Origin of the sequence: Methylobacterium sp. OAE515 (assembly GCF_041806315.1) — a bacterium.
In the GTDB taxonomy this organism is placed as follows: Bacteria; Pseudomonadota; Alphaproteobacteria; order Rhizobiales; family Beijerinckiaceae; genus Methylobacterium; species Methylobacterium tardum.
On record NZ_JBGMUV010000001.1, the window covers coordinates 2,334,149 to 2,345,700 of the forward strand.

General features: G+C 67.3%; 10 protein-coding genes and 1 tRNA gene. 6 read left to right on the forward strand and 5 right to left on the reverse strand.

Annotated elements, in window-relative coordinates:
- Positions 1–164 precede the first annotated feature (164 nt).
- On the reverse strand, positions 165–1,625 hold the full coding sequence (locus ABIE45_RS11395) for an FAD-binding oxidoreductase (RefSeq protein ID WP_192706817.1): 1,461 nt from the start codon (positions 1,623–1,625) through the stop codon (positions 165–167).
- Positions 1,626–1,762: 137 nt separating this feature from the next.
- Here ABIE45_RS11395 and ABIE45_RS11400 point away from each other — a divergent pair, with 137 nt between their 5' ends.
- The 3 genes from ABIE45_RS11400 to ABIE45_RS11410 all read left to right on the forward strand — a co-directional run bounded on the left by ABIE45_RS11400 (position 1,763) and on the right by ABIE45_RS11410 (position 3,111).
- On the forward strand, positions 1,763–2,458 hold the full coding sequence (locus tag ABIE45_RS11400; protein WP_192706818.1) for a fumarylacetoacetate hydrolase family protein: 696 nt from the start codon (positions 1,763–1,765) through the stop codon (positions 2,456–2,458).
- Between the two features lie 6 nt (positions 2,459–2,464).
- Complete coding sequence (locus ABIE45_RS11405; protein WP_192706819.1) at positions 2,465–2,929, forward strand: NUDIX domain-containing protein; 465 nt, start codon at positions 2,465–2,467, stop codon at positions 2,927–2,929.
- Between the two features lie 107 nt (positions 2,930–3,036).
- Positions 3,037–3,111, forward strand: a tRNA-Gly gene (locus tag ABIE45_RS11410).
- A 173-nt stretch (positions 3,112–3,284) separates the two neighbouring features.
- Here ABIE45_RS11410 and ABIE45_RS11415 read toward each other — a convergent pair.
- The 3 genes from ABIE45_RS11415 to ABIE45_RS11425 all read right to left on the reverse strand — a co-directional run bounded on the left by ABIE45_RS11415 (position 3,285) and on the right by ABIE45_RS11425 (position 7,518).
- Positions 3,285–4,955, reverse strand: a complete 1,671-nt coding sequence (locus tag ABIE45_RS11415) for an EAL domain-containing protein (RefSeq protein ID WP_192706820.1) — start codon at positions 4,953–4,955, stop codon at positions 3,285–3,287.
- A 2-nt stretch (positions 4,956–4,957) separates the two neighbouring features.
- On the reverse strand, positions 4,958–6,781 hold the full coding sequence (locus tag ABIE45_RS11420; protein WP_192706821.1) for a helicase HerA domain-containing protein: 1,824 nt from the start codon (positions 6,779–6,781) through the stop codon (positions 4,958–4,960).
- A 536-nt stretch (positions 6,782–7,317) separates the two neighbouring features.
- Positions 7,318–7,518 (reverse strand): hypothetical protein, encoded by a 201-nt coding sequence (locus ABIE45_RS11425; RefSeq protein WP_192706822.1) that lies wholly within the window; start codon positions 7,516–7,518, stop codon positions 7,318–7,320.
- A 186-nt stretch (positions 7,519–7,704) separates the two neighbouring features.
- On the opposite strand from ABIE45_RS11425, the gene ABIE45_RS11430 reads away from it, so the two are divergent.
- From ABIE45_RS11430 to ABIE45_RS11440, 3 genes are all read left to right on the forward strand, one after another.
- Complete coding sequence (locus ABIE45_RS11430) at positions 7,705–7,947, forward strand: hypothetical protein (RefSeq protein WP_192706823.1); 243 nt, start codon at positions 7,705–7,707, stop codon at positions 7,945–7,947.
- Positions 7,948–7,976: 29 nt separating this feature from the next.
- Complete coding sequence (locus ABIE45_RS11435) at positions 7,977–8,192, forward strand: hypothetical protein (RefSeq protein WP_192706824.1); 216 nt, start codon at positions 7,977–7,979, stop codon at positions 8,190–8,192.
- Positions 8,193–8,282: 90 nt separating this feature from the next.
- On the forward strand, positions 8,283–9,563 hold the full coding sequence (locus ABIE45_RS11440) for an O-acetylhomoserine aminocarboxypropyltransferase (RefSeq protein ID WP_192706825.1): 1,281 nt from the start codon (positions 8,283–8,285) through the stop codon (positions 9,561–9,563).
- A gap of 159 nt (positions 9,564–9,722) precedes the next feature.
- Here ABIE45_RS11440 and ABIE45_RS11445 read toward each other — a convergent pair whose 3' ends face one another.
- The gene (locus ABIE45_RS11445) at positions 9,723–11,510 is read right to left on the reverse strand and encodes an acyl-CoA dehydrogenase C-terminal domain-containing protein (RefSeq protein WP_192706826.1); all 1,788 of its coding nucleotides are present in this window, start codon (positions 11,508–11,510) and stop codon (positions 9,723–9,725) included.
- Positions 11,511–11,552 lie beyond the last annotated feature (42 nt).

Genomic DNA, 11,552 nt, shown 5'->3' on the forward strand with positions numbered 1-11,552 from the left:
TGCCATGCCTGATGCTGACAGACATGTCCCCGCCGTCTGTGATAAAGGTCAGTCCGAAGCGTTAGCAGCCGCTTAACACCCCGCGCGTCCGCGGCGGAACGCGACGACGCGTGGCACTCCTGCACCCGTCTGCGCGCCGAATTATGGCGCGCCGCACAAATTTCTCAGACGGCGGGAGGGTCGCGTTCGGGCGCGGCGACGACCTTGCCCGGATTGAGCAGGGCCTGCGGATCGAGGGCGGCCTTGAGCCGCCGCATCAGGTCGAGCCCGACCGGATCGCCGTAATGCTCCAATTCGTCGCGCTTGATCAGGCCGACGCCGTGCTCGGCCGCAATCGAGCCGCCAAGTTCGTGCACGATGTCGTGGACGATCCGGTTGAACCGGCCCCATTCGGCCAGGAACGCGGCCGGCTTCATGTCGGCCGGCTGCGTCAGATTGAAGTGGATGTTGCCGTCGCCGAAATGGCCGAAGCCGCAGGGCCTCAGACCCGGCATCGCGGCGACGCAGGCGGCGCTTGCCCGGTCGAGGAACGCGGGCAGGCGCGACAGCGGCACCGAGATGTCGTGCTTGATCGAGGCGCCCTCACGGGTCTGCGCCTCCGGCACACCCTCGCGCAGACGCCACAGGGCGTCGTTCTGGGCGCCGCTCGCGCCGATCGTGGCATCGGCGATCAGCCCGTCCTCGAGCGCTTGGCCCAGTGCCGATTCCAGCTCGGCACGGGTGTCGGCATCCGGACGCGCCGAGGCCGCCTCGATCAGCGCGTAGGCGCCGTGGGCGCCGTCGAGCGGGCGTACGGCGCCCGGAACGTGCTGCAGGACGATCTCCAGGGCGAAGGGCGGCAGGTATTCGAAGGCCGTGAGGTCGCGGTCCATCCGGCCCCTCAGGAACACGAACAGATCCAGGGCGGCCTGCGCCGAATCCAGGCCGACGAAGGCGACGCTGGTCGAGCGCGGTTTCGGAAACAGCTTGAGGACCGCCGCCGTCACGATGCCCAGCGTGCCCTCGGAGCCGATGAACAGCTGCTTGAGATCGTAGCCGGCATTGTCCTTGCGCAGGGCCTTGAGCCCGTTCCAGACCCGCCCGTCGGCCAGGACCACCTCCAGCCCGAGGACGAGGTCCCGGGCGTTGCCGTAGGCCAAAACCGCGATCCCACCCGCATTGGTGCTGATGCCGCCGCCGATCCGCGCCGAACCGCGGGACGCGTAGGAGAGCGGGAAGAGCATGCCGGCCGCATCCGCCGCGTTTTGCACATCCTGCAGGATCATCCCGGCCTCGACTGTGATCGTGGCGTCCACCGGATCGACCGCGCGCAAGCGGGCCATCCGCTCGAGGGAGAGCACCACGCCGCCTGAGGGCACGCCGCCGCCGGTGAGTCCGGTATTGCCGCCGAGCGGGACCACGGCGATGCCCGCCTGCGTGCAGGCGCGGACCGCGAAGGCGACTTCCTCGGTGCTTGCCGGCCGCAGCACTGCCAGGGCCGAGCCGGTGAACAATCGCCGCGTCTCGACCAGATAGGGCGCCAGATCCTCCGGGTCGGTCAGGACATGCCGCGCGCCGAGCGCGTCACGCAGCGCCGTGAGCAGGGTGTCGTGGGAGGTGCCTGGGGAGACCGCGTTCGGAGTCATCGGTAAAATTTTGTAGGCCAGGGCGCCGTCTTGGCAAGCGCCGCTATGGCGCGCGGCGATGCGCACCTTACAACGATTTCCTAGGTCTCGGGCGGTTCAGCGCCCGGCCATCCGGACGATCCACCGCAGAGGCAGTGATGCTCTCCGTTATCCAGAACCCGCCCCGCGTCGCGCTCCCCATCGTCGGCAGCAGCGATCTCTTCCCGGTCCGCCGCGTCTACTGCGTCGGGCGCAACTACGCGGCCCATGCCCGCGAAATGGGGGCCGATCCGGATCGCGAGCCGCCGTTCTTTTTCATGAAACCCGCCGACGCGCTGCAGATCGTCGGGTCCGAACCCGCCAAGCACATCTATCCGCCAAAGACGCGCAACTACCATTTCGAGATCGAGATGGTGGCCGCGCTCGCAGGCGGCGGCAGCGACATCCCGGTCGAGAGCGCCCTCGATCATGTCTACGGCTACGCGGTCGGCCTCGACATGACCCGGCGCGATCTCCAGGACGAGGCCAAGAAGATGTCCCGGCCTTGGGATACCGGTAAGGCCGCGGACGGCTCGGGGCCGATCGGCGCGCTCCATCCGGTCTCGCTGATCGGGCATCCGGCGCGCGGCGCGATCACCCTTACGGTGGATGGCGAGACGCGCCAGAAGGGCGACCTCGCCGACATGATCTGGTCGGTGGCCGAGCAGGTCGCCTACTTGTCGGGATACTTCGATCTGCAGCCGGGCGACCTGATCTTCACCGGGACGCCGTCCGGCGTCGGCCCCGTCGAGCGCGGTCAGCGCATGGTCGGTGCTGTCGAAGGCCTCGGATACATCACCCTCGACGTCGTCTGACCCGGCATGCTCCTCGACCGGCGCCTGCTACGGCACCTGTTCCATCTCGGTGCGCTTGCCTCCCGCGGCATGACCCTCGGCGTGCGCGGGATCGCCATCGACCCGCAAGGCCGCGTGGCGCTGGTGCGCCACACCTACGTCAGCGGCTGGCATCTGCCGGGCGGCGGCGTCGAGCGCGGCGAGACCGCGCTCGACGCGATGGTGCGTGAGTTCCGCGAGGAGGCGGAGATCGTCCCCGAGGGGCAGCCGCGCCTGCACGGGCTCTACCGTAACGTGGTGGCCGCGCCGCGCGATCACGTCGCCCTGTTCGTCCTGCCTGCCTTCACGATGCTGCGCCCCAAAGCGCCAGACCGGGAGATCGCGGCCTGCGATTTCTTTCCGGTCGACGCCCTGCCCGAGGGCACCACCCGCGGGACCCGGGCCCGCCTGCGGGAGATCCGCGACGGGCTTCCGCCGGACCCGAATTGGTGAATCGTGACGGTTCGCAAAAGAGGCGCTTGCGTCGCCCGGCGGAATGGTGTTTAGAGAGCGCCGCCGGGGGCCGCCGGCACGAAAGTCCGGGCGGCACGGTACAGTGAGCGGGTGTAGCTCAGGGGTAGAGCACAACCTTGCCAAGGTTGGGGTCGAGGGTTCGAATCCCTTCGCCCGCTCCAGTTTTCCCAACCAGACGAACGACTTCCAAGGCCGCAGCTCCCTGCGGCCTTTGTCGTTTCTGGCTGCTCGTGGCAGCCTTCCCTTGGACGAGCCGCATGGACCAAGTGGGCTCGTCGACCTGAAGAGGGGCGCCAGCGCGGCGCCCCAAGCGTCCCAACTTCTCGGCGGCCGTCTAGGCCCGCCTCAGGAGGTTCGGAGACCGGAAATCCGAGTTCCGGCTGTGCGCAACCGTAGACCGCGGCCCGGCCGCACGCTCTTCCGTCAGGCGGATCTGATCGATCAGCATCGGCTTAGCGTAGTAGAAGCCCTGCGCGCAACGGATCTGGGTCGCCCCAAGCAGGTAGGCGACCTCCTCGAAGGTCTCGACTCCTTCGGCCACCACCGACATGCCCAGTGCCAGCCCGAGTGACTCGATCGCCTTCAGGACGATCTGGCTGCGCGGCCGCTTGTCGATGTCGGTGATGAACGAACGGTCGATCTTCAATTCGTCCGCGGTGATCTCCGCGAGCGCCGCGAGCGACGAGTAGCCGACGCCGAAATCGTCGATGGAGACCCGCGCGCCGATGGCCCGGATCCGCGGCAGGACGTCGCGCTGGAAGCGGCCCTTCGTGAAGAAGGCCTCCTCGGTGAGTTCGAGCACGAAGCGTCGTGCCAGGCCGGTCTCGCCGAGGGCGTCGCAGAAGGCCGCCATGAACGGGACGTCGCAAGCCTGCTTGGCGGCAATGTTGAGGCTCACCGACACGTCGGGCCCGAAAATCTCGTCGATGTCGGGCATCGCCCGCACGGTCTCGGTCAGGACCTGAAGCGTAATCTCGTTGATCAGGCCGAGTTCGATGGCGAGCTCGATGAAGTCGCCGGGGGCCTGAATCATGCCCAGTTCGTCGCGCCAGCGCAGGAGCACCTCGACGCCGAGCACCGCGTGGGTGCGCATGTCGACCTTCGGCTGGAAGGCGCAGCAGAAGCAGCGGTCGCGGATCGCCAGCCTGAGTCGCTGCTCGACTGCCATGCGCGCGGTGGCGGCGTGGCTCATCGTCTCCTCGAAGACGCTGACGCCGCCCTTCACACCACCCTTCACCCGGTACATGGCGTTGTCGGCCTGGCGTCGCAGCACCTCGTAGGTGGTGCCGTGCTCCGGGAACAGGCTCAGCCCGATGGACGCCGACGCGAAGATCTCGTGACCGTCGATGAAGAACGGCTGCTTCAGGCGTTCGGAGATGCCCTGCACCGTCGCCAGGGTGCTGCTCGGATCGGAGATCGGGTTGAGCAGCAGCACGAATTCGTCGCCGCCGATCCGCGCCAGCAAGTCGCTCGGACGCAACGCGCCGCGAACCCGGTCGGCAACCTTGCGCAGCAGCGCGTCGCCCGCGTCGTGGCTGTAATAGTCGTTGATATGCTTGAAGTTATCGAGATCGATGAAGGCCAGGGCGAAGCGATCCGCCGGTCCCACCTCCACGAGGAGTTCCTCGATACTCTGCTCGAACATCGTGCGGTTCGGCAGGCCCGTCAGGGCATCGATGAACGCCCGGGCGATCAGCTCGCGCTGGATCCGGTGATGCTGCGTGACGTCAGCGAGGGTGGTGAGCGTGAAGGTATCCAGCTCGGCTTGTAGCGGTAAAGCCCGCGCCTCGACCACGCGCTCGCCGATCTCCTCGATCACCGCGCCTTCGGGCTGATTGCAGGCCGCCTCCGGCAGGTCGTGAAGGGCTTTCGGACCGAGGGCGCGCGCGGCCGCGTTGGCCAGCACGCACAGGCCGTGGGCGTCGTGGACCACCACGCCGACCGGAAGCGTCTGAATCGCGGCTTCCAGCAGGCTCTGCCGGTCGCTGGGCAGGGATTGGCTCACGCTCAGCCCTGCTGCCAGAGCGTCTTGGCGGACCGCAAGCCGGCCTCCGCGGCGGCGTCGCTTCCATCGAGGGGCCGCCGGAGAAGGCGGCGATGGACCTGATCGAGAGCCGCGCCGTGTCCGCCATCGCCGCCCGCCTCGCGGCCGAGCCGCGAAAGCGCTGACTGGTCCGCCTCAAGCCCGATCACCTTACTCATGGTCGCGCCGCGCCAGCGCTCCACGACGGCGCCCACGAAGGCCGCGCCGGCGATTGACGCGCCATCCTCGGGCGCGCGCCCGCTCATATCGTTGCGCGGCTGCCGCTCGGGCGGGAGGGGATAGAAGGTCATCCGCGCCGGCATCGGCACACCCTCGCCGAAAGCGATGACTTCGCCGGTGCCCAGAGAGGGGACGAAGGTGAGCAGATTGACCGCGTCCGAGACGGCCGCCGCCAGGAAGGCCTGGTCTCGGTCGTTGGTCATCCGCATGGCGAACAGCGTGCTGCACTGGGACATGATCGTCGGATCGAGCTCGGCGGGGCGCTGCGTCACGAGACCGAGATAGATGCCGTGCTTGCGGCCCTCACGGGCGATCCGCGACAGGGCGCGGCGCGTCGGAGTGAAACCGACCGAGCGGTCGGCCGAGGCGTAGCGGTGCGCCTCCTCGCACACGAACAGGAGCGGGATCGCGCCCTCGCTCCAGATCCCGAACTCGAAGGCGAGGCGGCAGAGGACGCAGACGACGGCGTCGACCACTTCCATCGGCAGGCCCGCCAGCTGCATGATCGTCATCGGGCGCCCGTCCGGATCGAGCCGGAACAGATGCGCCAGGATCTCGCCCATCATATCGCCGCCGACATTGGCGTTCTCGAACATGAAGGCATAGCGCGGGTCGTTCCGGAGCGCCTCGATCCGGGTCATCAGGCGGTGGTAATGCATCCGCGAGACGCGGTTCTCCAGACGCCCCATCCGCTCGTCGATCAGCGCGATCAGGTCCTGCAACATGTAGGGGACGGGCGTGTCGATCGTATAGCCGGCGCCCTTGCCGATCGAGCGCTTGACGATCTGTCGATCGCTCGCCTCCTTGTACTGGGCGTACTTGCTCTTCGCGAGCGGGATCACCTCCGCGAGGATCTCGATCTCTTCGTCGACCGGCGAACGGCCGCCGTAGATCACGTCGGCAATCTCTTCCAGGTTGAACAGCCAGAACGGAAGCTTGAGGTTGCGCGGATTGATGACGCTGGCACGGTCGCCGAAGCAGGCGGCGTACTCGTTGTGGACGTCCAGAAGGAAGATGCGCACGCTCGGCCGCGCACGCATCACCTGATCGAGGATGACCGCGACGCCGCTCGACTTACCGACCCCGGTCGTGCCCAGCACCGCGAAATGCTTCGTGAGCAGGTCCTCGATCTTGATGCAGGCCGGGATATCCGGGTCCTGATACAGCGCGCCGACAGAAGCCGTGTCGGAGGCCGTAGCCTGGTAGACCACGCGCAGCTCCGAGGGGGGCAGCAGATCGACCGAGTCGCCGATGGCAGGATAGGCGGTGACACCCCGACGGAAGCGCTGCGCGCCCTCCTCGATCACGATTTCGCCGAGGAGGTCGAGACTGGCATAGGCGCCGGGCTGGCGCCCGTGGTCGCTGCCCGACGACAGGGTCGTGATGATGCCGATGAGCAGGGCGTTCCCGGCGTGGATCCGGACGAAATTGCCGACGGTCACACGCACGTCCGGACGGCCATGCTGGCCGGCGAGGGCGAGATGAACCTTGGATCCGTCGATGGAGGTGACGGAGCCGGTTCGAGCCATGGGCGCCCCATCCCGGTCCATCCTGTCGGCGCTCAGCATCGCTCACTCCTCGGCCGCTTCTCGGACGTGCGCCGAGACTGCACGAGCGGTATTAAAGATCCAACTATGATAGAGTTCAGGCGGTGAGATGATTAATCATTGCCTACTCAGATCATCGAGTAATGCGGCTTAGATCCTGGCCTGTATCAACAGTTGCATAGCGACGTGCGCAATCGTTGCGACACGCGCTGGCGCCACGTGCATGCGGTCACGATGCTGTCAAAGGATGCTAAGGCATCGTGCGTGCGCTCTACCGAGGCCCGGTCCCGGATGCTGCTCCTCCCGTCCCGGCTCACGACATGCAGGGAGGGACAATGAGCGCTGACCAGACGCCATATTGCGTCTCGCTTTGGGCTTTCGAAAAGACGGTGCAGCGGCAACCGTGATCACGTGCGATCGTCTGGCAGGATGAAGCGTTGCGCTTTGCCGCGCCGGAATTTCTGCGAAGAGGAGCCTACTCCCGGGCGGGAATGCGGGAGGTCACGTCTTTTTGCCTCGTCGCCGTCCACCAAGTCGAAACGGGATCAGGAGAGAGGCTAACCGCCGCGTCCCTCGTCGAAATGCTCGCGCATCCAGCACTCACCGGAGATGCGCGCGCCGTTCGATGTCACGAACGCGTAGGGCGAGTGCTCGACGACCGCGCCGCTGCGGGCGCGGATGATCCAGCGGTAACACCGCGGATCGTCCACGCAGGGGACGATCTCGACGGAGTGGGTGCGGGCAGATTCGATCGACATGCCGGGTTAACGTCCAGGATCGGGCTTCCGCTCCAATCGCGCTGTTCGGACGGTTACTGAGATGCGGCGTTGCACACACGGTATCGGGTCCCGCGTCCATCGCCGGAACCTTCGGCGGTCCCGTCCGGTTCGGGCGGGACGGGAACGATCGGGTTCGATACCACCACCGAGCGACAAGGACGCGGAATGCCGATCAAGGCCCTGAACGACCGGAACAAGCTGTCGAACGACTTCAATGAGGCCAACGATGCCTTCATCGACGAGGTCTTGAGCGCGCTCCAATCCGGCCAGATTCCCCTGGATCTCGCGCGCGCCTACCTCGCGCATCCCGTCGCCATGATGCACACCGATGGTGCCCAGGCGGTGGCCAATTATTTCGAGCGGATGCTGGCCCAGCGACCGAACATCGACTGGGCGCCGGGCGGCTGAGCGGGGACCGATCCGGTGGAGGAGTGCAGATGACGTCCGAGGAGATCGAGGACTTGAACCGGGCCCGCGCGGCGCTGGCGCGGCAGCGGAACGCCATCGCGCGGCGGCTCAGCGGCCTCGACGTGGCGCCGATCTCGATGGCCGAGGATCTCACGCGGACGCTTTTGGCCATCGAGGCCGTGGACCGCGCCTTGGTCGATGCCGGACAGCCCCACGTCGACATCGGATACGCGCCTGACCCGTAGTGGTCTCGGCCCGGGCGTGGCGCACGGCTCGACCTTGCGCCACGCTCCCGCGCGGGCGTACAGGCTTGGGTGATCCGAGGAGACTCGACGATGACCGACCGCCTGCCCGGCTTCAACACGCTGGCGATCCATGCGGGCGCCGCGCCCGACGCAGCTACGGGCGCGCGCGCGACGCCGATCTACCAGACCACCAGCTTCGTATTCGACGACGTCGATCACGCAGCCTCGCTGTTCGGGCTCCAGGCCTTCGGCAACATCTACACGCGGATCACCAATCCCACGAACGCCGTGCTGGAGGAACGCATCGCTGCGCTCGAAGGCGGAACGGCTGCTCTGGCGGTGGCATCCGGCCACGCCGCCGAGTTCCTGACGATGCACGCCCTGATGCAGCCGGGCGACGAGTTCGTCGCCTCGAACAAGCTCTACGGCGGCTCGATCAACCAGTTCAATCACTCGTACAAGAACTTCGGCTGGTCGGTGGCCTGGGCCGAGAACGATGATCCGGCCTCCTTCGAGGCGGCGATCACGCCACGCACAAAGGCGATCTTCTGCGAGTCGATCGCCAATCCCGGCGGCGTCATCACCGACATCGCGGCGCTGTCGCAGATCGCCAAGAAGCACAACATTCCTCTCGTCGTCGACAACACCATGGCGACGCCGTACCTGATCCGCCCGTTCGAGCACGGTGCCGACATCATCGTGCATTCGGCGACGAAGTTCCTCGGCGGCCACGGCAACTCGATCGGCGGCCTGATCGTCGACGGCGGCTCGTTCCAGTGGGCGGGCGATGCGCGCTACCCGATGATGAGCCAGCCACGGCCGGAATATTCCGGCATGGTGCTGGCCGAGACCTTTGGCAATTTCGGCTTCGCTATCGCCTGCCGGGTCCTAGGACTGCGCGATCTCGGGCCGGCCCTGTCGCCGTTCAACGCTTTCCTGATCCTCAACGGCATCGAGACGCTGCCGCTGCGCATGCAGCGCCATTCAGACAACGCGCTGACGGTGGCCAAGCATCTGTCGACGCATCCGGCGGTCTCGTGGGTCAGCTATCCCGGGCTGGAGAGCGACCGCTATCACCAGCTCGCCCGGCGCTACACGCCCAACGGGGCGGGCGCGGTGTTCACCTTCGGGCTGAAGGGCGGCTACGAGGCCGGCGTCAAGCTCGTCTCGAACCTGCAGCTGTTCTCGCACCTCGCGAATATCGGCGACACGCGCTCGCTGATCATCCACCCGGCCTCCACCACGCACCGCCAGCTGACCGACGCGCAGAAAACTGCCGCCGGTGCGGGTCCGGACGTGGTCCGGCTGTCGATCGGCCTGGAGGATCCGGCAGACCTGATCGAGGATCTGGACGCGGCACTCGGCAGCTGATCCCGCGCGTCATCGCACGCACAGCGAAACGACCCGAGGCAGTGCGCGGTCTGGGATCGCGGTGTTGCCTGGATGGCTTCGCTCCGCTCGCAAGGACGGCGGAAAGGGATTGACAGTCCGCCGCGCGCTACGCCTCCAAGGGCGCGGTCGGCGAGACGCTCAGAAAGCGTCCGCCTCGAGGACCATGGTGCTCTCGGCCCCGGCCTTGATCCGCGTCAGGCGCAGGCCGGTCTCCGGCAGCATCCGCTCCATGAAGAACCGGCCGCCTGCCAGCTTAGACTCCCAGCGCGGAGAGGGCGCCTCGGCGTGCTTGGCCAGGGCCGCCTTGGCAATCCGCGCCCACATGTAGCCCAGGGCCACGAGGCCGAAGAGGTGCATAAAGTCGGTCGCGCCCGCCCCGGCATTGTCGGGTTTCGCGAAGGCGTTCTGCATCAGCCACATCACGGCGCTCTGCAGGTCGTTCACCCCGGCCTGAAGCGGCTTGACGAACGGCGCCATGGCCGAGTCCTCGCCGTGATCCTTGAGGAAGGTCTGGACCTCCCCCAGGAAGGCCATCATCGCCCGGCCGCCGTCCTTGGGCAGCTTGCGGCCGATCAGGTCCATGGCCTGGATGCCGTTGGCGCCTTCGTAGATCATCGCGATGCGGGCATCGCGCACGAACTGCGACATGCCCCATTCCTCGATGTAGCCGTGACCGCCGAGGAGCTGCTGCGCTTCAACCGCGTTGGCGAAGCCGCGATCGGTGAGCACGCCCTTCACCACCGGGGTCATCAGCCCGAGATAATCGTCGGCGGCCTGCCGCTCCTTGGCATCCTCGGAGCGGTGCAGGATGTCGGCCTGAAGCGCGGTCCAGAGCATCAGGGCGCGCGCCGCCTCGTTGAAGGCACGGATCTGCATCAACGTGCGCCGCACGTCTGGATGGACGATGATCGGGTCGGCCGCCTTCTCGGGCGCCTTCGCGCCGGTGAGCGCCCGGCCCTGGAGGCGGTCCTTCGCGTAGGCGGCGGCGTTCTGATAGGCGACCTCCGACTGCCCGAGGCCCTGGACACCCACGGCGAGCCGCGCCTCGTTCATCATCACGAACATGGCGTTGAGGCCGCGATTCTCCTGGCCGACCAGCCAGCCGGTCGCCCCGTCGTAGTTCATGACGCAGGTGGCGTTCCCGTGGATGCCCATCTTGTGCTCTAGGGAGCCGCAGGACACGCCGTTGCGCGCGCCGAGCGAACCGTCCGCGTTCACTAGGAACTTGGGCACGACGAAGAGCGAGATGCCCTTGGTCCCGGCGGGCGCGCCCTCGATCCGGGCGATGACGAGGTGCACGATGTTCTCGGCCAGGTCGTGATCGCCGGCCGAGATGAAGATCTTGGTGCCGGTGAGGCTGTACGAGCCGTCGCCGTTCGGAACCGCCTTGGTCTTCAAAAGGCCGAGATCCGTGCCGCAATGCGGCTCGGTGAGATTCATGGTGCCGGTCCAGGCGCCCTCGACCATCTTGGGCAGGTAGAGCGCCTTCTGCTCCTCGGTGCCGTGGACCAGCAGGGCGGCCATCGCACCCTGGGTCAGGCCGGGATACATCCCGAAGGCGAGATTGGCGCCGGAGGCGAATTCCTGGATCGCCGTGTTGAGCGTGTGCGGCAGTCCCTGCCCGCCATAGGCCTCGGGAACCGAGAGGCCCATCCAGCCGCCTTGCGCGTAGGTATCGTAGGCCGCCTTGAAGCCGGTCGGCGTGCGGACGGTGCCGTCGGCCTCCCGGCGGCAGCCCTCGACATCGCCCGTCCGGTTCAGCGGGGCCAGCACCTCTTCCGCCAGCTTGGCGCCCTCGCGCAGGACCGCCTCGACGACGTCCGGCGAAGCGTCGGCGAACCCGGCCAGGTTGTCGCGCGCGTGAAATCCCAGGACGTCCGTGAGCAGGAACAGCGTGTCGTCGACCGGTGCGCGGTACTGCGGCATCTCTGGCTTCCCCCGGCTGTGCGCGGACCTTTTGCATCGATC